The sequence below is a fragment of the Streptomyces sp. AC550_RSS872 genome (assembly GCF_019049285.1).
Classification (GTDB): domain Bacteria; phylum Actinomycetota; class Actinomycetes; order Streptomycetales; family Streptomycetaceae; genus Streptomyces.
Map to the genome: position 1 here is coordinate 1 of NZ_JAGMUL010000122.1, position 21,836 is coordinate 21,836.

Below are 21,836 nucleotides of genomic sequence, written 5' to 3' on the forward strand. Positions count from 1 at the left end.
CGGGTGGGTGTGGCGGGCGGTTCGGACATGGCCGGGTCGGGTGGGTGTGGCGGGCGGTTCGGACGTGGGCCGGTCGGCGGGGTTTGGCGAAGAGAATCGGTAGTGGTGCGGGCCTGGCAGGTACGGATTCGGAGGGCCCAGCCCTGCATGCGCCACACGCCTCGGCTGCCTCGGCAGTCGACCGCCGACCCTGAGCGTGTGAGAGATCGACTCTGCCTGAAACCGGTTCGTCGGGAGTGGGAACCGGATCGCCGCGAGCGGTGTACCAAAAGTGATGATGCCGCGACGTGGCGTCACAGCAGATGGCGCAGACTTCGATCTCTGACCATGAGGGCAGCCCGCTTGGCGGGCAGGTCGACCTCGGCTGAGAACCGGAAGCCGGCGCTCAGGAAAGCGGCGACGGAAGGGGTGTTGCGAATGTCGGGTTCGGCGACGATGCGAGCGCAGGCGGGGCGCCTGTCGAGTGCGAGGTCGGCGACTGCTCGGAGGAGGATCCCGCCAAGTCCTCGCCCACGGTCGCCGACGGCTCCGATGAGGAGATGGACGCCGGTGTCATGAGGCCGGGCCGGATAATGCCGGGCCAGCGGGTCGAGGTCGGCCCGGTAGATTTCCCAATAACTCATCGGCGTGCCTTCCAACAATCCCAGGCACGGGACGCTGCGTCCGTCACCGGAGAGATGGAGCCGCAGGTGTTCCTCGGTCGCGTTCGGGGGTCCGGCAAGTTCCCAGAACGCCGCGACGGCGGGATCGTTCATCCAGTGGCCGATGATCGGAAGGTCTCGGTCGACCCGCACGGGGACCAGGTGAAGCACTCCTGCGGGTGTGCTGATCGGCCCCCAGTCGGCAATGTGGTCGAGCAGATCTTCGGCGTGGGACAGGTCGGAGGCGGGTACTGCTGCGGGATCGAGTACGGGTGCGTCTGTCGGATCGGGCACGGGCTTGGCAACGGGATCAGGTGTCGGCGGGGCCGCCGCCCCGGCTGCTGAGCCTGCGCCCAGGTTCCCTGCCCCGACTCCACCGGCGTCCTCCTCGAAGAGCGCGATGATCTCGTCGGGCAGGGGCACGTCCAGCGTGTCCTCACTGTCCGCGCTCGCGCCGGCAGCCGGGGCGCCACAGCTCTCACGAGCCCCCGGGCTCGTGGCGGTACCGATGTCGGTGACGGGGGCGGCATCGGCGTTGGCACTTGCGTCGGTGGGAGGCACGGCGACGCTCCTCTCAGGAGACGGGGTGGGTCATGTTCCTCAGGGATGAAGGAGATTGGCGAAGGCCGGAGACGGTGTCGGGAGCACAGGAGTCGAGCGACGGGGAGCGACGGAGGTGAGGGATAGCGGCGGACAAGACGCAAGTACGGGATGGCATGGGCGACACAGACGGTCAGATGTGCAGGGGGTTGGCGATGGTGACGTAGACGGACTGGGTGTCGACCGGGCCGACGAGTTCGTCGAGGCCGTGCACTCGGGTCAGCAGATTCGCCTTGCATCGCAGGACCGGTGAGTCGAGCAGGTGTGCCGGCAGTGATGTGCTCAACCGGGCGGGACCGGCGGCGACGTTGTTGAGGAAACGGCGGAACGCTGCGAGCAGCAATTGCTCGTCGGCAAGATGCTGGGAACCGAACGCGCCGATGAGACCGAACACGTTGTTGATCGCGAGGTAGTACGCGAAGCGCTCGTCGGTGACCTCGTCCGAGACGAAGGTGTCGCTGCACTCGCCGATGCCGGGAAGCCGGGCCTCCAGTTCCGTGCGCCGGGACTCACGGAAGTAGTAGCCCTGGTTGTCGCGGTACCGGCCGCCTGATGGCCAGCCGTCACCATCCAGCAGAAGCAGGGTGTTCTGCTGGTGCGCCTCCAGGGCGATTCCGGCCTCGGCGTCCAGCCACAGAACTGGACGGACGATCTGTTCGAGGTAGCGCAGGAACCACTCGGCGGCAACGGCCCCGCGAGGGCGCCCCGTCCGGACGGCGAGATGCGTGACCACGTCGGCCAGACGGGACCTGAGAACTTCCTTGCCCGACCGCGGCCGCCCGAGGGTGGTGCCGGGTTGTGCGGAGGGACGGGGTGAGACGAGTCCTGCTACGCAGGACACGTTGTCGGAAGGCGTGAACGGGTTGTGCCGGATCACCACGTCGAAGCCGGGCACAGGAGCGCCGTCCGGCCCGTCGACCGCGAGCCATGCCGGGTCGCGGACGATGTCGAAACCGGGGTGCGCAGCCTGCCACTGGGTGGAGAGACCGCTGCGCAGGAGGCGGTGTACCTCGACACCGCGGTGCAGCTCCTTGCGGAGGTTCTCACGGCGCGAGTTGGTGATCCGCAGGCCCAGCGACAGCTTGAGCATGGCGGGGGCACCGGACCTGTGGACGGTTCGGACGGAGGAGGTGGGGTGCCACAGAGCCCCGTGGGCGCCGAGGTCCCGGAGCAGACCGGCCTCGACCATGGCCGCGGTGTCGGGGCGATGCAGGACCTCGCGGTGCTGCCAAGGGTGCAGGGGGAGGGCCGCGTACCCGTCGGGCACCGGCAGCTCATGACCGGCGAGGCGGGCGGTGAGGTGCGCGGCCGGGACAGCCCTGCCACGTTCGGTCCAAGCAGAGTCAGTGGCGAGCAGGAAGGGAGCGACAGCCAGCCAGTGCAAGGGGAAGGAACCACGCAACTCGGGTGAGTACCGCCGAGCTTCGGTATCGGAGAGACCCTCGCGGCTCTTCGGCGTCGGGTGGAGCGGATGTCCGAGGAGGAGAGCCTGCTCGGACGCGAGGAAGTGGTCGGGGCAGTCGGCAGGGTGCTCACGGCGCTCGCTGATGAACGTGACAGTTCGCCGGACGGAGTCGGCGACACGGGCAACGAGGTCGGTGGCGTCGGAGGAAAACGCAGGGAGGGAGGGGTTCGTGGGCGCAGGAAAGGCGGAGGACTCGGAGGCCGGAGGCACGGCAGCGAGCGGGGATACGGCAAGGGTCGGAGACGCGGCGGACTTCACGGATGCAGCGGTGGGAGACGGTACGGGCGAGGAAGCGAGGGAGGCCCGAGCACACGGTGTGGGGGCGGTCGGGGGTGTCGCAGTATCGGAGTTCGGCAGAGGAGCACCGTCGGCAGCAGGGCTGCCGCCGCCGAGCGTCTCCCTGATGAGTAGGGCGGCGAGGGTGACCGCGTCGGTCGGCGGGGACTGGGGCGGGGCGTCGGCCAGGTGCGGAAGACCGAAGCGGTGCCACCCCGTCGGGGACCAGTAGTGGACCGGGACCAGCAGGGCGGTGCCGGTGGCCGGCAAGGGGATTCGGAGGACCCCGTTGTCGGGTGCCGGGACGTTCGTCTCGCGTACCCAGCAGCGGAGCAGGTTCTCCACCGCGGCGGCCTGGCCTGCCATGTGCGGGTCGGGATGCTCCAGGAAGTCGGCGGTGCCCTTGTGCAGCCACTCCCCGTCCGGGGCGCCTCCCTGCATCGGCCCGAGTACCGGCGTCTGGGAGGCGGCGAGGCCCTGTGTCGGCACGGGCGGCTCCGGCTCCGGCTGGGAGAGCCATCGAGCGGAGGAAACCTGCGCGCGGGTGTCGGTACGGCCGTCGGTCGCGGGGGTGGTGGTCAAGGCTGGTCCTCTTGAGGTGGTTCCGGCTGTGCGGCGACGGCCGCCGTGCTGATGGTGAGGGTGGGCGTGGCCTGGAGGGGCCCGCGTTCCAGAGGTGGGCTCGGAGGGGGGTTCCGTTGGTGGTGAGGTTTCGGTGGGAAGCGAGGGGGCGCTCGGGCGTGGGTCGGTCGGCTGACGCCGACGCGGCGGCACAGCTCGAGGTGGGAAGTGGCGCGCCCTCATCGGCTGCCGGACTACACGGCCCGGTCGGCCCAGTCGGCCCGGCCTGGCTGATCTGTCCGATCGGTTCGGCCGCCGCGCCGTCGCTGGACCGGGTGCGGCTGGTAGGTCCCGTCGTGGTCGGCGTGGTTGCGCGACACAGCGTCCACCGCGTCGGCCAGCCGGTCCAGCACCGCGTGGGCCTGCTCGTCGCTGATGGTCAGGGGTGGAAGCAGCCGTACGACGCTGGAGTGGCGGCCGCCGAGTTCGACGATCAGGCCGCGTCGAAGGCACTCCCGCTGGATCGCGGCTGCGAGTCCGGGGGCAGCTGGACGTGGGCGGCGATCCTGGTCCTGCGCTGTCGCCGCCGCCCGCTCTCCTCCACCGACAGGTGGCAGGCCCGCCGAGGGGCCGCCCGTAATTCGGGCAGGGTCGGCGCCCACGAGACCGCTCGCCACTCCCTCGCCAGGCCAACCCAGATCACCGGAACCACCAGGCTCGGCCTGGCCGGGAGCACGCCCGCACCCTCCCGGAGGAGCCAAGAGACCCGGCTCGTCGCCCGCCGCTTCCAGCGCCGCCATGTTCGCCGTCCGCGGCCCCTCGCCCTGCGTGGATTCAGCCTCTGGCTCCACCACTTCGACCCCGATCATCAGCCCTCTCCCCCGCACATCGCCGATACAGGTGAACTCGCCTGCCATTGCTTGGAGTTGACGCAGCATCTGCGAGCCCAGTTCGGCCGCCCGTTCCGCGAGCCGGTTCTCGCGGACGTAGGCGAGGGTCGCTGTGCCGGCGGCCATGGCGAGCTGGTTTCCGCGGAAGGTTCCGGCATGTGCGCCGGGTTGCCAGGCGTCGAGTTCGTCTCGGTAGACGATGACCGCCAGGGGCAGACTGCCACCGATGGCCTTGGAGAGGACCATGACGTCGGGGGTGACGCCGCTGTGCTCCATGGCCCAGAAGGCACCGGTTCGCCCGACCCCCGTCTGGACCTCGTCGGCGATCAGTGGGATGGAGCGGTCGGCGGTGATCTGCCGCATGCGCCGCAGCCAGCCGTCCGGCGCGGGGATCACGCCGCCCTCGCCTTGGACGGGTTCGAGGATCATCCCGGCGGGATGGGGCACTCCCGACTTGGGATCTTCGAGGACGGACTCGGTCCAGCGGGCGGCGAGTTCGGCACCGCGTTCGCCGCCGACGCCGAAGGGACAGCGGTAGTCCTGCGGGTAGGGCAGGCGTGCGACCCGTACGTCGAAGGCGCCCCCGGACGCTTCAAGGGCTCCGGCGGTCATCCCGTGGTAGGCGCCGCTGAAGGCGAGGATTCCGTTGCGCCCGGTGGCGGCCCGGACCAGCTTGAAAGCGGCCTCCACCGCGTCCGTGCCGGCCGGGCCGCAGAACTGCACGCGCGCGTGGTCGGCGAGGCCGGGCGGCAGGGTGTGGAACAGCTCGGTGATGAAGGCGTCCTTGACCGGGGTCGCCAGGTCCAGGACGTGCAGCGGCGCGCCCGAGTCCAGGACTTTGCGGATGGCCTCAAGGACCACGGGGTGGTTGTGGCCGAGCGCCAGCGTCCCGGCACCGGACAGACAGTCCAGGTAGCGGCGGCCGTCGGCCCCTTCGATGGTCAGCCCGCGCGCCCGCACTGGCACGATGGGCAGGGAACGGGCGTAGGTGCGTGCCGCCGACTCGCGCGCCGACTGCCGCCGCAGGATCCCCTCGTGCACGGCGCGCGCCCCCGCCGACTCGGACGTTTCCCCGCGCACAGATTCGGTCACTGCCATGGCTCCCTGTCCTCCCGCTGTCCAGGGGCGAGCAGGTCTCTCGCATCCTCGCCCGACCCGACATACGAAGCCCCGCGAGCGTCCACTCGAAACTCCGGGGAACTGGGCACAGGGGACCGCACACGGACAGCAGGCCCCCACCGCTACCAACCCCGGACTGTTCACCGGGTTACGGGTTGCTTCAAGATCCTTGCCGTGACGGATCGTCGCCGACCCACCCCGCATCGACATCGGCGAGCGGCCGTCGCCGACCGGCTTGGTCACCCCCGGGCCGACGCCGGCCCGCCCGCTCCGTGCGAACCGTCGGCCGTGCTGCCCAGGACGCCACCGACAAGGGATCTCGGGAGATCATCAACGAGCGGCCGCTGCTCGAAGCAGCCAGCGTCGGGCCCGGGCCTGGGTCCGGTGGCCCCATCTGGAAGGACTCCGTGGTCGAGCGCACCGCCGCCTCCAAGGTCACCGGGCTTGAGCGCATGCCCGGACGACTGGGCGGCGATCCGGATCCAGCCGTCTCGCTGCAACGTCCACAGGGGCGCTGAGGCCGGCCACCAGCCGTGGCTTCTCCTCGGGGTCGACCGTGATGCCCAGGCAGCCGCGCAGGCAGGCGACTCCGGTGCCGGCGGTGGTGTGGATGTGCATGATGCAGTCCGCGTCGGGCAGGTTGGCGTGGATCCCCGAGTGGATCAGCAGACAGCCTCGTTGATGGGCCGGTCCGAGTCGGACAGGTTGTTCCGTCGAGGTCGATCTTCACCGGGTTGATCAGGAGGTGCTCCTTCGCCGTCCATCACGCCCTGGTGAGCGAGGACTCCGGCGGACCGGTCGAGGTATGCGCCCCGACCGACAGGGTTGTCGCACCAATGGGGTCGATCAGCGTGCGTATCGAGCCCGGGCGCCGCGGGGCGTACACCGTTCGTCCGCTTATTTAGGCGGGGAGGAATACGCCGCCGGGCAAGAGGCGTGCAGGCCACGCAGGACTGGGCCAGGGCGTGGAAGTCCGCGCGAGGCGCTCCGCCAGCATGGCCGCGCGTCCATCCGCTCGGGCCAGTGTTGGGTGCGCAGGTTCTCGACTCGCTGCCGGGCCGCCTGCTCGAAACCGCGGATTCGCTCAAGCAGCGCCTCGCGTTCTTCGGGCGGCAGATCCTCGCTCGAGTCGAGGCGGTCGGTGTACTCCAGCAGGGCACGCATCTCGTCGAGGGTGAGCCGAGAGCGGCTTCATACGGCGGATGACCATCAGGCGGGCGACGTCGGCCTCGGCGTAGAGGCGGAAGCCACCCCGGGAGCGGGCGGAGGGGATGAGGCTCCTGCCGCACTGTGACTCATGCCACATGCAGTTCCTGTCAGCAATCGGGGCGCTGTCCCGCTCAATTCACCGAGCAAGTCACCGAGAGCAAGCCAACCGACAGGAGCAGCAGATGAAGCACCGCATCGTCGTCCTCGGCGCCGGCTACGCCGGGACCTACGTGGCCGGGACCCTGGCCCGACGGCTGTCCCCGGCGGACGCCGAGATCACCGTGGTCAACGCGGAGCCGGACTTCGTCCAGCGGCTGCGGCTGCATCAGCTCGCGGCCGGCCAGGAGATCGAAGCTCCACAGCTCGCCGACGTCTTCGCGGGCACGGGGATACGGCTGCGCGTGGCCCGTGTCACCGCCGTCGACCCCGAGCGCCAGGTCGTCGCCATGGCCGATGCCGACGGCGGCGGCGAACTCGGCTACGAAACCCTGCTCTACGCGCTCGGCAGCCACGTCGCCGACCACGGCGTGGCCGGCGTGGCCGAGCACGCCTTCGACGTTTCCGGCCGGCCCTCGGCGCTGCGCCTGCGCGAACGCCTGGACAGTCTGGGCAAGCGGGACGAAGGCGGGAGTGTGCTGGTCGTCGGCGACGGATTGACCGGTATCGAGACCGCCACCGAGATCGCCGAAGCCCGGCCCGGCCTGTCGGTGACGCTGGTCGCCCGCGGCGAGCTGGGCGCCCGGCTCTCCGCCGGAGCCCGCAGCCACCTGCGGCACGTCTGTGACCGGTTGGGCGTCACCGTCCTGGAGTACGCCAGTGTCGAAGCCGTCGAAGCGACGCGGGTGCTGTGCGCCGACGGCACCGCCCTGGCGTCCGACGCGACCGTGTGGACGGCCGGGTTCGCGGTCGGCCCCATCGCCGCCGTCGGCGGGCTGGAGGTCACCGAGAACGGCCGGATCGTCGTCGATCGCACCATGCGGTCGGTCTCGCACCCGAACGTCTACGCCTGCGGCGACAGCGCCTACGCCATCGGCGACAACGGCCGGCCGCTGCCGATGTCCTGCGCTTCGGCCGGCTACACCGGCCGACAGGCGGCGGACGCGATCGTGGGACGCCTGACCGGCGGCGAGATCGCGAACACCAAGCTGGTCTACCCGGGCAACCACATCAGCCTCGGGCGGCGGGACGGGATCCTGCAAATGGTCGACGACGAAGCGCAGGCACAGCCGAAGTACGTGGGCGGCCGGACGGCCGCGCGGATCAAGGCGGGCATCCTCAGGATCTCGCTGTGGGCCGTCTCGCACCCGACCTTCGGCCTGCCCAGGCGCACGCGCCACCTCGCGCCTGATGCACCCGCCGAAAGGGCGGTCGGCGTGCGCGTAGCCGCCTAGGGTGGCCCGCGTGGACAGCACCGCCACTGATCGCTTGGACATCAGCCGGTTCGAGGCCTGCCGGAACCGGCTGGCCTCGCTGGCGTACCGGCTGCTGGGCTCCGCCACCGACGCCGAGGACGCCGTGCAGGATGCGTTCTTGCAGTGGCAGGCCGCCGACCGGCAGCGGATCAAGGTGCCGGAAGCATGGCTGACCAAGGTCGTCACCAACCTGTGCCTCGACCGGCTCCGTTCGGCACAGGTCCGCCGCGAACGCACCACCGGCGCCTGGCTGCCCGAACCGCTCCTCGACGGCGACCCGATGCTCGGCCCGGCCGACACTTTCGAGCAGCGCGAATCGGTCTCCCTGGCCGTGCTGACTCTCATGGAGCGCCTGTCACCCCTCGAGCGGGCCGTCTACGTCCTGCGCGAAGCGTTCTCCTACAGCCACGCCGAGATCGCCGAGATCCTCGACATCACCGAGTCCGCAAGCCAGCAGCACCTCCACCGGGCCCGGCGCCGCATCACCGCCGCGCGCCGTCGCGGCAGCGGCGAAGTGGACCCGGCGACCTCCCGCAGGATCGTCGAGGAATTCCTCGCCGCTGCCTCCTCGGGCCGCACCGAACGGCTGGTGGCGCTGCTCACCGACGACGCGACCGCGATCTCCGACGGCGCCGGCCTGACCGAGAAGCTGCTGCGGTACGACACGCCCCAGCGCGTCGCCGCCGTCGCACGGGCCGGCTTCAAACCCACCCCCGCGAAACGGCGACTTGTCGGCGGCACGCCCGCAATCCACTACGCGCTCGTCAACGGCACCCCCGCCATCCTCACCGTGCTCGGCGACCAGGTCGTCGGCTCAGTGACGTTCGACATCACAGGCAGCAGGATCTCGTCCGTGCGCGGTATCGCCGCCCCTACCCGCCTCGCCCGGCTCACCGAAGCCTGGCGGCGGCACGAACCGGACACACCGCTCATCGCCCAGTGGTGACCCGACGCCGACCACCGAAAAGTGAGCTGGCTCACACGCTGTCACAGCTGCCGATCACGCGGTGTCTTGAGGCCGACCCTGGAAACGGAGGAGCCCCCCATGGCCGAGAGCACTGATGCCGTGGGGCGCCTGCTCACGGAGAGACGCCGACCAGCGTGGACGACGAGCGCATCGTTGCCGCCGGGGACTCGGCGGCAACGTCGGACCTGCCGTTCCGGATGAGCGCCTTTGTCGCGGGCTGCCTGGGTGCGCACGCCGCCGACTCGGTGCTCGGCCGCGTCGCCGGTGAGCGGCCCACGTCCATCAGCCTGTCGTTCCCCGCCATGTGCCTGCGAGATTGCTCGGTTCGGCGGCCGACGCCGAAGACGTCCTCCAGGAGACCTGACTGCGCTGGGTCAAGATCGACCTTGGGCAGGTGAGCGACCGGCGGACCTGCCTGGTGCGGATCACGACCCGGCAGGCGCTCAACCGGCTGCGCACCATGAAACGCCGTCGGCAGGCGTACGTCGGCCAGTGGCCGCCCGCACCGCTGCTCACCACGCCGGACGTAGCGGACCCCTCCGTCCAGCCGGTCGCCGCGAGCGTCTATGCCGTGAGCGTCGGCCCGGTCGGGGCTTCCCTGTCGGTGCTGGTCGACCTCCTCGGCGCGGTGGGCGGCAGCCCGGCCCTGGCCCGCCCCACCCCAGGGACGGGCTGGGCTGCGCCTACTTCGCCATGCTCCTGGGCCTGATCGCCGTCACCCTCGCCCGGCTGGCCCGCTCCCGTTCCCGCCGAACCCGCGCACGGTTGGTGTCAACGCATGAGGCTGACATCCACCGTTGACATCAACGGGTCCCGCCCCCCGACTGGACGGGCACAACAGACGTCACATCAGCGGCACTCGGGGTGAATTGCCAGCTCAGACAGCCCGTAGCGAAACCGTTGCCGTTCCGCCGGAACTCCCCCACAGCGAGCGCATAGTGTGTGGTGCCGTCCCAACGCGCCGTGACACGGGCCGGACCAGCGATGGATCGCCGAAGTTCACGGCCACGGCGCCAAGTACCGTCATCCCAGGGGGAGTCAGATCATGCGTTCGATACGGCCGTCGTTCACCGCTCGTCGGGGGAGGAACACGCGCCGCACCACCTCCCCGCTCCCCGTGGTCGCGATGGCCGCGGCGCTCGCCTTCACCGTCACGGCCTGCGAGTCGGGCGACGCCGAGGCGGGCGGTGAGGCCACCGCGTCCGCGGCGGCCGGGGGCGAGGGCAAGATCACGATCCCGGACGACATCAAGGACAAGCTCAAAGAGCACGGGATCGACATCGACAAGTGGAAGGGCGGCGCCTGGAAGCAGTGGGAGAAGGACGACTGGCTCCGCGAGGCCCAGGACTACATCAACCCGATCATCGAGGGCCTGTGGGACCCGGACCGCATGAGGGACGCCGAGGATCCGGACCGGGGCGTCGACGACAGCGACCTCTCCGGTGACCAGGGGGTGACCGACCCGACGCCGGAGCCCGTGGCCGCCCAGGGCGTGCCGGCCTCGTACCACGCGAACGCGCCCGAGGCAGGCAAGGTCTTCTTCGACTCCCCCGAGGGCACGATGGTCTGCTCGGCGACGGTCGTTCAGGACCCGGCCAACCCAGGCAAGTCCAACATGGTCTGGACGGCCGGTCACTGCGTGCACGCCGGCAAGAGCGGCGGCTGGTACCGCAACATCGCGTTCGTGCCGTCCTACAACGACGCGGGGATGTCGGCCGCGGAGATCAAGAACGCCACGCGGGAACAGGTCGCTCCGTACGGCGTCTGGTGGGCCGACTGGGCGCAGACCTCGGACCAGTGGATCGCGCAGGGCGGTGCGACAGGCGGGGACGGCGCCTCGTACGACTTCGCCGTGCTGCATGTGAAGCCGGAGGAGGGCAGCAACGGCAAGTCCCTGGAGGAGACGGTCGGTTCGGCCCTCCCGGTGGACTTCAACGCGCCCGCCGTCCCCGAGGTGGACAGCATCAAGGCGATCGGCTACCCGGCGGCGGCACCGTTCGACGGCCAGAAGCTGTACCAGTGCCAGGACAAGCCGGGTCGGCTGTCGCTCAAGGCGTCGGACCCGACGATGTACCGCATCGGCTGCACCATGACCGGCGGTTCGTCCGGTGGTGGCTGGGTCGCGACCGGCTCGGACGGCAAGCCGGCGCTCGTCTCCAACACCTCCATCGGCCCGGTGGACTCGGGCTGGCTGGCGGGCCCGCGGCTGGGCAAGGAGGCCAACGGCATCTTCGAGAAGGTGAGCGACAAGTTCGCCGGCCAGTGACGTCGGCCGGAAGCCGGAGGCCCGAGGCCGGTGACTGAAAGCTGACGGCAGCGTCGTAGGGACCGGCGGCGGTGGGTCGAGGGAGAAACCTTCACCGCCTCACCGCCGTTCGCCCCCAACTCCACGGGCATAGTGGGGTGTCGCGTCCGAGGGGTCGACACGAGAGCATGCACGACCCCTCCATGACCAGCACCTGGCGTTTCGCGACCAGTACCGACGTTTCGTGACCGGCGCCTGACTTCAGGCAAGACGGCTCAGCACGCTCCAACGGGGGTTACCGCACCATGCGTTCCGCACATATGCCCACAGCTCCACGCCGCAGGCGGCGCTCCGCCCTCGCCGCCACCGGCCTCGTCGCCGCCCTCGCGCTCACCGCGACCGCCTGTGGCGGCTCGGTGGAGGACGCGGCGAACGACCAGGCCGATGCCGCCGCGTCCCAGGCCGCCGACGAGATCGGCGGCGGCAAGATCCAGATTCCGACCGACATCGAGGACAAGCTCAAGGAGCACGGCATCGATGTCGACAAGTGGACCAGCGGCGGCTGGCAGGACTGGGACAAGGACAAGTGGCTGAGTGAGGCCAAGGACTTCGTCAATCCGGTGATCGAGGGCCTGTGGAAGCCCGACCGGATGCAGTCCGCCAAGGAGGCCAACAAGACGATCACCACGCAGGACGCCTCCGCCGACCAGGGCGTGAGCGACCCGGAGCCCGCCCCCGTGCAGGCCACGGCCGAGAAGACGCCGTACCACGACAACGCGGCCCCGGTCGGCAAGGTCTTCTTCGACTCCCCCGACGGCCCGGCCGTCTGCTCCGGCACGGTGATCAAGGACGTCAACCATCCCGGCAAGTCCAACCTGGTCTGGACGGCCGGCCACTGTGTGCACGCCGGTGGCGACGGCGGCTGGTACCGCAACATCGTCTTCGTCCCGGCCTACAACGACCTCGGCAAGTCCGCGGCACAGCTGAGCAACGCCAACGCCACCGAGATCGCCCCGTACGGCAACTGGTGGGCGGACTGGGTCTCGACCTCCAACGAGTGGATCAAGGGCGGTTCGCAGACCGGCGGTGCGGGTGCCGCGTACGACTACTCCGTACTGCATGTGAAGCCGGAGCAGGGTTCCAAGTCGCTCGAGGAGACGGTCGGCGCCGCCCTCGACGTGGACTTCTCGGCGCCGTCGGCGACCGAGGCCGGCACGATGGGCGCCTGGGGCTACCCGGCGGCGCCGCCGTACAACGGCCTGCGGATGTTCAAGTGCCTCGACCAGCCGGGCCGGTTCTCGCTCAGCACCACCCTGCCGACCATGTACCGCATCGGCTGCACCATGACCGGCGGTTCGTCGGGCGGCGGCTGGTTCCGGGTGGTGGACGGCGAGACCAAGCTGGTGTCGAACACGTCGATCGGCCCTGAGGACAACACCTGGCTCGCGGGCCCGCAGCTGGGAGCGGGCGCCGAGTCGGTGTACCAGTACATGAGCAAGACATACGGCGGTCGCTGACACAGGCACATACGAAAGGCCCGCCCCCTGCGACTTCCGTTCCAGCGGGGGCGGGCCTTCGGCGTATCTACGGCATGGCTCAGGCGGTCGCCGTCGGAACGTACGGCGTGAGATCCGCCGCCAGTTCCTCGTGCACCCGCACCTTGAGCAGCGTGCCCTCCGGGGTGTGCTCCTCGGAGATCACCTCGCCCTCGGTGTGGGCGCGGGCCACCAGCTTGCCGTGGGTGTACGGCACGAGCGCCTCGATCTCGACGGACGGGCGGGGCAGCTCGTTGTCGATCAGCGCGAGCAGCTCTTCGATGCCCTGGCCGGTGCGTGCCGAGACCGCGATGGAGCGCTTCTCGATCCGCATCAGCCGCTGGAGGGTCAGCGGGTCGGCCGCGTCCGCCTTGTTGATCACGACGATTTCCGGTACGTCGGTCGCCCCGACGTCCCTGACCACCTCGCGTACGGCGGCCAGCTGCTCCTCCGGGTTCGGATGCGAGCCGTCCACCACGTGCAGGATCAGGTCGGACTCCCCGACCTCCTCCATGGTGGAGCGAAACGCCTCGACCAGGTGGTGCGGCAGGTGCCGTACGAAACCGACCGTGTCGGCCAGCGTGTACAGCCGTCCGCCCGGGGTCTCGGCCCGGCGCACTGTCGGGTCGAGGGTCGCGAACAGGGCGTTCTCGACCAGGACGCCCGCGCCCGTGAGGCGGTTGAGCAGGGAGGACTTGCCGGCGTTGGTGTAGCCGGCGATGGCGACCGAGGGCACCTTGTGGCGCTTGCGCTCCTGGCGCTTGATCTCGCGGCCGGTCTTCATCTCCGCGATCTCCCGGCGCATCTTCGCCATCTTCTCGCGGATCCGACGCCGGTCCGTCTCGATCTTGGTCTCACCGGGACCACGGGTGGCGAGGCCGCCGCCCTTGCCGCCGCCCATCTGCCGGGACAGCGACTGACCCCAGCCGCGCAGCCTCGGCAGCATGTACTGCATCTGCGCGAGCGCGACCTGCGCCTTGCCCTCTCGGGACTTGGCGTGTTGGGCGAAGATGTCGAGGATCAGGGCCGTACGGTCGATGACCTTGACCTTGACGACGTCTTCGAGGTGGATGAGCTGGCCCGGGCTGAGCTCACCGTCGCAGATGACGGTGTCGGCGCCGGTCTCCAGCACGATGTCCCGCAGCTCGTCCGCCTTGCCGGAGCCGATGTAGGTGGCCGCGTCGGGCTTGTCACGGCGCTGGATCACGCCGTCGAGCACGATCGCGCCCGCGGTCTCCGCGAGGGCGGCGAGCTCCGCGAGGGAGTTGTCCGCGTCCTGCACGGTTCCCGAGGTCCAGACGCCGACGAGCACGACCCGCTCCAGACGGAGCTGGCGGTACTCGACCTCGGTGACGTCCTCGAGCTCGGTGGAGAGGCCCGCCACGCGGCGCAGAGCCGCACGCTCGGAGCGGTCGAACTGGTCGCCGTCCCGCTCTCCGTCGATCTCGTGGCTCCAGGCGACGTCCTCTTCCATCAGGGCATCGGCCCGAAGACCTTCGGGATAGGTGTGCGCGAAGCGCTGCGTGTCCTGGGAAGGGGAAGAAGAGGAGGTCATTGGGTCCTTACGTCGATGGGGAATCCGTTTGCGGCGACGGTGGCAGTGGCTCTGGCGCTTCGGAGCTGGTCCGTAGCGCCCGGAAACTGTCCGTCACTAGCCACAACGCACGAGTACCCCGGGAGATTCCCGCGCACCGTGCCGTGCCGACCTGAAGATGTTCGCACGGCACGGCCCGTCTCGTCACCGCCTTATTCGCCGGTCGCCTTCTTCCCGGCGGCCGTCTTGGCGGCGGCCTTCTTCTCAGGCGCCTTCCCGGTCGCCTTCTTCCCGGCCGGCTTCGTCGGGTCCGCCGACTTCCACTCCGGCTGACCGGGCATCGGCGGGGTCTTCTCGCCGTACAGCCAGGCGTGCATGAACCCGTCGAGGTGGCGGCCGGAGATGTCCTCCGCGAGCGCGACGAAGTCCGCGGTCGTGGCGGAACGGTCCTTGTAGCGCTTCACCCACGCGCGTTCCAGGCGCTCGAACGCCGGGGCGCCGATCTCCTGGCGGAGGGCGTACAGGACCAGGGACGCGCCGTCGTAGACGTTCGGCCGGAAGATCCCGTTCTTCTTGCCGGCGGCGGCCGCCTTGGGCGCCGCGGGAGGTCCGCCGGCCGCACGCCAGCGGTCGGAGGCGGCGTACGCGGCCTTCATCCGGGCCTCCATGGGCCTGCCCGCCTTCTCCGCGGCGTACAGGGTCTCGTACCAGGTGGCGTGTCCCTCGCTGAGCCACAGGTCGGACCACGCGCGCGGGCTGACGCTGTCGCCGAACCACTGGTGCGCCAGCTCATGCACCATGATCGACTCGATGTACCACTTCGGGAAGGCGGACTCGGTGAAGAGGTCTCGCTCGAAGAGCGAGAGCGTCTGCGTCTCGAGTTCGAACCCGGTGGCGGCATCGGCCATGAGCAGGCCGTACGTCTCGAAGGGGTACCGTCCGACCTTGCTCTCCATCCAGGAGATCTGGGCCGGGGTCTTCTTCAGCCACGGCTCGAGCTGCTTGCGGTCCTTGGCGGGCACGACGTCCCGGAGGGGCAGCCCGTGCGGCCCGGTGCGGTGCACGACCTCGGAGCGGCCGATGGACACCTGGGCGAGCTCGGTGGCCATGGGGTGCCGAGTGCGGTACGTCCAGGTCGTCGAGCCGCCCGCGCGGTCCACGTCGGTCGGCAGGCCGTTGGCGACGGCGGTGTAGCCGTTGGGCGCGGTGACCCGGATGGTGAACATCGCCTTGTCGGAGGGGTGGTCGTTGCAGGGGAACACGACATGGGCGGCGTCGGCCTGGTTGGCCATGGCGAGGCCGTCCGTGGTCCGCACCCAGCCGCCCTCCCGGGTCTTGCCGTACACGGGATCGCTGGTGTGCCGCACGGTGATCCGCGTCCAGCTGCCGTCGGCCAACGGCTCCTCGGGCGTGACGACCAGGTCCTCACCGGCGCTGCGGAAGGTCGCGGGCGTCCCGTCGACCTCGACGGACTCGACCTTGCCGTGGGCGAAGTCCAGGTTGACGCGGTCCAGGTCCTTCGTCGTCCAGGCGTCGATCGTGGTGACGGCCTGGAGGGGTTTGCTGTTCGTGCCGGGGTAGGTGAAGGAGAGGTCGTACGAGGCCACGTCGTAGCCGGGGTTGCCCAGGTGCGGGAAGAGGCGGTCGCCGACGCCCAGAGGTTCGGCCGGAGCGCTCGCGGCGAGGAGGCCGAGGGAGGCGGTGAGGGCGACCAGGGCGGACGCCTGGGCCCGTCGACGGGTTCCAGGACGGGTACGAGGAGCGCCAGGGACTGGTCGCCGAGCCTCGGTGCGGGGGGTGAGCAGCATGTACCACGGCTATCAGCGCGCGCGTGCGGGGCGTCGACGACGCGCGACCGCCCCACTCGAACGGGTATGTCAGGTGGGTGCAGCCGCTGGGGAACCCCGCGCCCTCACGCCCCCTGGGTCTGCGCCTGCGGCTGCGGCCTGCTCACGTCGTACACGCCTCCCACGTTCCGCATCGCCCGCATGAGCCCCGGCAGCAGCGCCGCGTCCGGCAACTGGACCGTGTAGGTGTGACGTACGCGCTGCTGGGTCGGGGGTTCGACCGTCGCCGAGACGATCTCGGCGCCCTCCAGGGCCATCGCCTCCGTGAGGTCAGCCAGAAGGTGCGGGCGGACGAACGATTCGGCGACCAGGGTCACCCGGCACTCGGTGATCTCCCCCCAGCGCACGCCGACCTCCGCGCGCCCGGCGCCTTTCATCCGAGCCACCGCGGAGCACTCGACGCGATGAACCGTCACCACGCCCCCGCGCACGGCGAATCCGGTGACCTCGTCGGGCGGTACGGGGGTGCAGCAGCCGGCGAGGCGTACGGCCGCGCCGGGACGGTCGACGAGTACGTCGCCATCCTCGGACCGGCCGACCGGGCCCTCCGCGCCCAGCCGCACGGCCGCGCCCTCCGGGGCAGCCGTCTGGTTCTTGGCCCCGTCCGCAGCCCCTCGGAAGGCCACCCCGGCGTCCTTGGCCTCCGCGGCTCCCTGCACGGGATGCGCGGCCAGCCACCGCTGGATGGCGATCCGTGCGGCAGGCGTGTGAGCGTGCTCCAGCCACTCCCTGGAAGGCTCCGAAGCCGGGTCCTGGCCCATGAGGAGCTGAACGGTGTCGCCGTCCCGCAGAACGGTGCTGAGGGTGGCCAGGCGGCCGTTGACGCGTGCGCCGATGCACGCGTGCGCGTCCTCGCCGTACTGCGCGTAGGCGGCGTCCACACAGGTCGCGCCCTCGGGCAGCCCCAGGGTGCCGCCGTCGGGCCGGAAGACGGTGATCTCTCGGTCCTGGGCGAGGTCCTCGCGCAGCGTGGACCAGAAGGTGTCCGGGTCGGGGGCCGCCTCCTGCCAGTCGAGGAGGCGGGAGAGCCAGCCGGGACGCGTGGGGTCGGCACGTTCGCCGTCGCTGGCGGCGACCTGCTCCTCCGAAGGAGGAGCATAGGGATTGCCGAGCGCGACGACACCGGCCTCGGCGACCTTGTGCATCTGGTGGGTACGGATGAGGACTTCGGTTACCTGGCCGTCCGCGCGGGCGACGGCCGTGTGCAGCGACTGATACAGGTTGAACTTGGGAACCGCGATGAAGTCCTTGAACTCCGAGACGACCGGCGTCATACAGGTGTGCAGTTCACCCAGCACGCCGTAACAGTCCGCGTCCTCGTTCACCAGGACCAGCAGCCGCCCGAAGTCGGCGCCGCGCAGTCGGCCGCGCTTGCGGGACACGCGGTGCACGGAGACGAAGTGCCGTGGCCGGATGAGGACTTCGGCCTGGATGTCGGCCTCGCGCAGGACGGTGCGCATCTCGTCTGCCATCTCCGCGAGCGGATCGTCGTCACGCGAGGCGTTGCCGACGATCAGCTCCCGTGTGTGCTCGTACTCCTCGGGGTGCAGGATCGCGAAGACCAGGTCTTCCAGTTCCGTCTTGAGCGCCTGGACACCGAGTCGCTCGGCGAGCGGGATGAGCACGTCACGGGTCACCTTGGCGATACGGGCCTGTTTCTCGGGCCGCATCACGCCGAGGGTGCGCATGTTGTGCAGCCGGTCGGCGAGTTTGATCGACATCACGCGGACGTCGTTGCCGGTGGCGACGAGCATCTTGCGGAACGTCTCGGGCTCGGCGGCGGCGCCGTAGTCGACCTTCTCCAGCTTCGTGACGCCGTCGACGAGGAAGCGGACCTCCGCGCCGAACTGCTCGCCGACCTGATCGAGCGTCACGTCGGTGTCCTCGACGGTGTCGTGCAGCAGAGAGGCAGTCAAGGTCGTGGTTTCGGCGCCGAGTTCGGCGAGGATCAGGGTCACCGCGAGCGGGTGTGTGATGTACGGCTCGCCGCTCTTGCGCATCTGGCCGCGGTGCGAGGACTCGGCCAGCACATAGGCGCGGCGCAGCGGTTCGAGGTCCGCGTCGGGATGGTGGGCCCGGTGGGCGTCGACGACATGGCTGATCGCGTCGGGCAGCCGGCCGCGCGAGGCGGGGCCGAGCAACGCCGCCCGGCCGAGGCGGCGCAGGTCGATGCGGGCACGGGCTTTCCTGCGAGGCACCGCAGGCGTCACAGGGCCTGCTACCGGGCCTGGCGTCGCGGAATTCGTGGCCTCCGCACTCATGGGCACCTCCGGCTGCGTGGACCGGCGGACGGGGTGCCCCATGGCGGACACGGCTCAGGGGATGGCGACATCTCCCCCGTCCGGGCCGGTGCTTGATGCTACCGAGCCCATCACGTGCGACTGACCGCCTCTCGCCGAGCGTGAAACGGATCACCCATTCGAGCGAGAGTGTGCGGGTATACGTTTTTGCGCCAGACAGCCAGCTGTCGTTCGCGATCTCGAACACGCCGAGGGTCCCGACGGCATCACTCTCAGGCCGCGTCCGGCCCAAGGCTCTGATGACGCACCACGCGACCGCTCAGCGAACGAACGTTTCCAGCCACTCGACGTCGATCTCCCCCTCGGCCACGATCACCGCGGGGCCGGTCATCTCGATCTCGCCATCGGGCCGCTCGGTGATCACGAGGCTGCCGCCCGGCACATCGACGGTGTACGTCACGGGGGCGCCGGTGACCGCCGGGTCCGCCCCGTCCCGCCGCGCGGTGGCCACGGCGACGGCACACGCGCCCGTGCCGCACGACCGGGTCTCGCCCGCCCCGCGCTCGTGCACGCGCAGCGCGACGTGCCGGGGCCCCCGGTCGACCACGAACTCGACATTGACCCCGTCCGGATAGGCCGAGGCCGGGCTGAACGGCGGCGCCGAGTACAGGTCGCCGGCGTGCGCGAGGTCGTCCACGAAGGCGACCGCGTGCGGGTTGCCCATGTTCACGTTCCGCGCGGGCCAGCTGCGCTCACCGACGCTGACCGTGACGTCCCCTTCGGGGAACAGCGCCTTGCCCATGCCGACGGTGACATCACCCGCGGCGGAGCCGCCACCGGACGCGGTCTTGGCGATGTGCACGGTCTTCACGCCCCCGCGCGTGGCGACCGCGAGATCGCCTTCGACGGCGTACCCGGCGCGCTGGAGGTAGCGCGCGAACACGCGCACGCCGTTGCCGCACATCTCCGCGATCGAGCCGTCGCCGTTGCGGTAGTCCATGAACCACTCGGCCTCGGCCGCCATGCCCTTGGCCTCGGGGTGCGCCGCGGACCGCACGACGTGCAGCAGCCCGTCACCGCCGATGCCCGCGCGGCGGTCGCACAGGGCTGCGACGGCGGCCGGGGGAAGGTCGATGACGTTCTCGGGATCCGGGACGATCACGAAGTCGTTCTCGGTGCCGTGACCCTTGAGGAAGGCGATCCGCGTGCTCATTCCTCGATCGTACGGTGCCGCTACGACAGACCCGTAAGGACAGTCCTCAGCGCAGGCGAGCCACTCGCCACACGGCCAGCACGACGATCGCGGCGACGAGCAGGACGTACGCCAGCACGACCCGCCAGTCCGGTCTGCGACCGGAGCCCCGCTGCGGCAGCCCGGGCCAGGTGTAGCCGACCCGGCGAGCGGCCATCATGCCCCAGCCGGCCGCACAGGAGCAGATCAGCAGCCCCAGCATGGCGATCACGGCCCCGCTGTCGCCGAAGTCGAAGGCCAGCGGGAACGCGAACATCAGGGAGCCGACCGCGGCCAGGGAGACGATGGGCGCGAGCTGCCAGATGCGCAGCCGGCGCTGCGGGCGCAGCTCGACCTCGACCTCCGGGCCGCTCGCGTACATCTCCTCGGGCTCGGGGCCGTCATCGGTGACGCCACCCTCGGTCTCGTCGATGCCGTCCGGCCCGTCGGGGCTCCGACGGTCGCCGTCCCGCTCCGGTTCGCCCCGGTCAGCGGTGACGTTCTCGGTGCCTTCTGCGGTGTCGCGAGGGCCGGCCTCCATCGCCACGCGCCCTCCCAACTCGGACTCCACTTGGTCGATCGAAGCTCGATGATGGCATGGCACCGGAGGCCGGGATGACGGCCGGAGCGTCCCGATGCCATCACGTGATCAGGCTGTAACCGGTCGTTCGACCAACGCCAGTGCGAGATGCGGAAGTTCTGTGAGGTCCGCCGCAGCCCCACTCAGCCAGTGCACCCGCGGGTCGCGCCTGAACCATGAATCCTGGCGGCGCGCGAAGCGCTTGGTGGCACGTACGGTCTCGGACCGCGCCTCTTCCAGAGTGCACTCCCCGGCGAGCGCCGCGAGCACCTGCTGGTAGCCGAGCGCGCGCGAGGCCGTACGCCCCTCACGCAACCCCTGCGCCTCCAGCGCGCGGACCTCGTCCACCAGCCCGGCGTCCCACATCCGGTCGACCCGGCCCGAGATGCGCTCGTCCAGCTCCGGACGGGCCACGCCGACGCCGATCTGGACCGTGTCGTAGACCGAGTCATGACCGGGGAGGTTGGCTGTGAAGGGCTGGCCGGTGATCTCGATCACTTCGAGGGCGCGTACGATACGGCGGCCGTTGCTGGGGAGGATGGCCTGGGCGGCCTCGGGGTCGGCGGCGGCCAGGCGGGCGTGCAGCGCCCCGGAACCGCGCAGTGCGAGCTCCTCCTCCAGCCGGGCCCTGACCTCGGGGTCGGTGCCGGGGAACTCCAGGTTGTCGACGGCCCCACGGACGTAGAGTCCCGAGCCGCCGACCAGGATCGGCCAGCGCCCCTCGGCGAGCAGCGCGTCGATCCGCTCACGCGCGAGCCTCTGGTACTCGGCGACGGACGCCGTGACCGTCACGTCCCAGATGTCCAGGAGATGGTGCGGAACGCCGTCCCGCTCGTCGGGCGTCAGCTTGGCGGTGCCGATGTCCATCCCTCGGTAGAGCTGCATGGAGTCGGCGTTGACGACCTCACCCCCGAGTTGCCGGGCCAGGAAGACGCCCAGATCGGACTTTCCGGCCGCGGTGGGTCCGACTACGGCAATGACGCGGGGGGCGGGGGGTGCGCTGCTCACCGCCCCAGTCTCGCAAACCTCACGGGGTGGCCTCGAACGAGTTACGTGACGGCACACGCGCGGGGTCGTTGCCTGTTGCGAGGTTTTCGCCGCCGGTTTCGCGGAGGCGGCGACCCGGGGGCGCAAACGGACGCACCGGACGACGCGGGATTTCGCCCGCACGAGTAACGTATGGAGTGGATATGGGCGTTTTCACACGACTTTTCCGGCGGTCGAAGGCCACGGAGGAGGCGTCAACCGTCGAGGCTCAGGCCGACACACCAACGGCCGAGCCCGCGGCGGAGGAGGCGGCGGAGGCGCAGGGGTCGGCCGGGACCAAGGCCGAGGACGCGGCCGAACCGACGGCGGCGGAGTCCGTCGAGACCGACGCCGACGACGGCGTCGAGATCCCCAAGCAGCAGTCCGCCGACGAGGCGGCCGACAGCGAGGCCGGTGAGGGCGCCCGCACGTAACTGCCCCGCGCGGGAAGGTGAACG

Annotated in this window: 16 protein-coding genes and 2 pseudogenes; 7 read left to right on the plus strand and 11 right to left on the minus strand. The window is 70.5% G+C overall.

Going from position 1 to position 21,836, the window contains the following annotated elements:
- Window positions 1–293: 293 nt before the first annotated feature.
- The 3 genes from KUM44_RS34800 to KUM44_RS34810 all read right to left on the minus strand — a co-directional run bounded on the left by KUM44_RS34800 (window position 294) and on the right by KUM44_RS34810 (window position 5,531).
- Complete coding sequence (locus KUM44_RS34800) at window positions 294–1,202, minus strand: GNAT family N-acetyltransferase (protein ID WP_217213755.1); 909 nt, start codon at window positions 1,200–1,202, stop codon at window positions 294–296.
- A gap of 172 nt (window positions 1,203–1,374) precedes the next feature.
- Complete coding sequence (locus tag KUM44_RS34805) at window positions 1,375–3,348, minus strand: IucA/IucC family siderophore biosynthesis protein (RefSeq protein WP_374202106.1); 1,974 nt, start codon at window positions 3,346–3,348, stop codon at window positions 1,375–1,377.
- A 449-nt stretch (window positions 3,349–3,797) separates the two neighbouring features.
- Window positions 3,798–5,531, minus strand: coding sequence for a diaminobutyrate--2-oxoglutarate transaminase family protein (locus KUM44_RS34810; RefSeq protein WP_217213756.1), 1,734 nt, complete (start codon window positions 5,529–5,531; stop codon window positions 3,798–3,800).
- 293 nt (window positions 5,532–5,824) lie between these two features.
- On the opposite strand from KUM44_RS34810, the gene KUM44_RS34815 reads away from it, so the two are divergent.
- Window positions 5,825–6,070 carry a hypothetical protein gene (locus tag KUM44_RS34815; RefSeq protein ID WP_217213757.1) on the plus strand — a complete coding sequence of 82 codons (246 nt, stop codon included), beginning with the start codon at window positions 5,825–5,827 and terminating at the stop codon, window positions 6,068–6,070.
- Here KUM44_RS34815 and KUM44_RS47760 read toward each other — a convergent pair.
- Window positions 5,988–6,170, minus strand: a complete 183-nt coding sequence (locus KUM44_RS47760) for a hypothetical protein (protein ID WP_374202103.1) — start codon at window positions 6,168–6,170, stop codon at window positions 5,988–5,990. The genes KUM44_RS34815 and KUM44_RS47760 overlap by 83 nt on opposite strands.
- Window positions 6,171–6,453: 283 nt before the next feature.
- Window positions 6,454–6,858, minus strand: a pseudogene (locus KUM44_RS46165) (MerR family transcriptional regulator).
- Window positions 6,859–6,943: 85 nt separating this feature from the next.
- Between KUM44_RS46165 and KUM44_RS34830 the strand changes: the two are divergent.
- From KUM44_RS34830 to KUM44_RS34850, 5 genes and pseudogenes are all read left to right on the plus strand, one after another.
- The gene (locus KUM44_RS34830; protein WP_217213759.1) at window positions 6,944–8,152 is read left to right on the plus strand and encodes an NAD(P)/FAD-dependent oxidoreductase; all 1,209 of its coding nucleotides are present in this window, start codon (window positions 6,944–6,946) and stop codon (window positions 8,150–8,152) included.
- Between the two features lie 10 nt (window positions 8,153–8,162).
- Entirely contained in the window at window positions 8,163–9,119 is a 957-nt protein-coding gene (locus KUM44_RS34835) for a sigma-70 family RNA polymerase sigma factor (RefSeq protein WP_217213760.1), read from the plus strand.
- A 325-nt stretch (window positions 9,120–9,444) separates the two neighbouring features.
- A pseudogene (locus KUM44_RS34840) lies at window positions 9,445–9,675 on the plus strand (sigma factor); the annotation flags it as partial.
- 510 nt (window positions 9,676–10,185) lie between these two features.
- Entirely contained in the window at window positions 10,186–11,406 is a 1,221-nt protein-coding gene (locus KUM44_RS34845; RefSeq protein WP_217213761.1) for a serine protease, read from the plus strand.
- Window positions 11,407–11,705: 299 nt separating this feature from the next.
- Window positions 11,706–12,902, plus strand: a complete 1,197-nt coding sequence (locus KUM44_RS34850) for a serine protease (protein WP_254390564.1) — start codon at window positions 11,706–11,708, stop codon at window positions 12,900–12,902.
- A gap of 79 nt (window positions 12,903–12,981) precedes the next feature.
- Here the strand turns inward: KUM44_RS34850 and hflX are convergent, their stop codons facing one another.
- The 6 genes from hflX to miaA all read right to left on the minus strand — a co-directional run bounded on the left by hflX (window position 12,982) and on the right by miaA (window position 21,360).
- Window positions 12,982–14,475 (minus strand): GTPase HflX, encoded by a 1,494-nt coding sequence (hflX, locus tag KUM44_RS34855; RefSeq protein WP_217213763.1) that lies wholly within the window; start codon window positions 14,473–14,475, stop codon window positions 12,982–12,984.
- A 191-nt stretch (window positions 14,476–14,666) separates the two neighbouring features.
- Entirely contained in the window at window positions 14,667–16,262 is a 1,596-nt protein-coding gene (locus KUM44_RS34860) for a M1 family metallopeptidase (protein ID WP_217213764.1), read from the minus strand.
- 104 nt (window positions 16,263–16,366) lie between these two features.
- Window positions 16,367–18,562 (minus strand): bifunctional (p)ppGpp synthetase/guanosine-3',5'-bis(diphosphate) 3'-pyrophosphohydrolase, encoded by a 2,196-nt coding sequence (locus KUM44_RS34865; RefSeq protein WP_217213765.1) that lies wholly within the window; start codon window positions 18,560–18,562, stop codon window positions 16,367–16,369.
- 298 nt (window positions 18,563–18,860) lie between these two features.
- Window positions 18,861–19,754 (minus strand): diaminopimelate epimerase, encoded by an 894-nt coding sequence (gene dapF / locus KUM44_RS34870; RefSeq protein WP_217213766.1) that lies wholly within the window; start codon window positions 19,752–19,754, stop codon window positions 18,861–18,863.
- Window positions 19,755–19,800: 46 nt separating this feature from the next.
- On the minus strand, window positions 19,801–20,313 hold the full coding sequence (locus KUM44_RS34875) for a hypothetical protein (protein ID WP_217213798.1): 513 nt from the start codon (window positions 20,311–20,313) through the stop codon (window positions 19,801–19,803).
- A 108-nt stretch (window positions 20,314–20,421) separates the two neighbouring features.
- On the minus strand, window positions 20,422–21,360 hold the full coding sequence (gene miaA / locus KUM44_RS34880; RefSeq protein ID WP_217213767.1) for a tRNA (adenosine(37)-N6)-dimethylallyltransferase MiaA: 939 nt from the start codon (window positions 21,358–21,360) through the stop codon (window positions 20,422–20,424).
- 182 nt (window positions 21,361–21,542) lie between these two features.
- On the opposite strand from miaA, the gene KUM44_RS34885 reads away from it, so the two are divergent.
- The gene (locus tag KUM44_RS34885; protein ID WP_217213768.1) at window positions 21,543–21,812 is read left to right on the plus strand and encodes a hypothetical protein; all 270 of its coding nucleotides are present in this window, start codon (window positions 21,543–21,545) and stop codon (window positions 21,810–21,812) included.
- Window positions 21,813–21,836 lie beyond the last annotated feature (24 nt).

Coding starts and splice junctions, on each gene's coding strand:
- KUM44_RS34805 (WP_374202106.1), bottom strand. CDS start 3,348: ATGGCAGGCCAGGCCGCCGCGGTGGAGAACCTGCTCCGCTGCTGGGTA.
- KUM44_RS34810 (WP_217213756.1), bottom strand. CDS start 5,531: ATGGCAGTGACCGAATCTGTGCGCGGGGAAACGTCCGAGTCGGCGGGG.
- KUM44_RS47760 (WP_374202103.1), bottom strand. CDS start 6,170: ATGCACATCCACACCACCGCCGGCACCGGAGTCGCCTGCCTGCGCGGC.
- KUM44_RS34830 (WP_217213759.1), top strand. CDS start 6,944: ATGAAGCACCGCATCGTCGTCCTCGGCGCCGGCTACGCCGGGACCTAC.
- KUM44_RS34845 (WP_217213761.1), top strand. CDS start 10,186: ATGCGTTCGATACGGCCGTCGTTCACCGCTCGTCGGGGGAGGAACACG.
- KUM44_RS34850 (WP_254390564.1), top strand. CDS start 11,706: ATGCCCACAGCTCCACGCCGCAGGCGGCGCTCCGCCCTCGCCGCCACC.
- hflX (WP_217213763.1), bottom strand. CDS start 14,475: ATGACCTCCTCTTCTTCCCCTTCCCAGGACACGCAGCGCTTCGCGCAC.
- KUM44_RS34860 (WP_217213764.1), bottom strand. CDS start 16,262: ATGCTGCTCACCCCCCGCACCGAGGCTCGGCGACCAGTCCCTGGCGCT.
- KUM44_RS34865 (WP_217213765.1), bottom strand. CDS start 18,562: ATGAGTGCGGAGGCCACGAATTCCGCGACGCCAGGCCCGGTAGCAGGC.
- dapF (WP_217213766.1), bottom strand. CDS start 19,754: ATGAGCACGCGGATCGCCTTCCTCAAGGGTCACGGCACCGAGAACGAC.
- KUM44_RS34875 (WP_217213798.1), bottom strand. CDS start 20,313: ATGGAGGCCGGCCCTCGCGACACCGCAGAAGGCACCGAGAACGTCACC.
- KUM44_RS34885 (WP_217213768.1), top strand. CDS start 21,543: ATGGGCGTTTTCACACGACTTTTCCGGCGGTCGAAGGCCACGGAGGAG.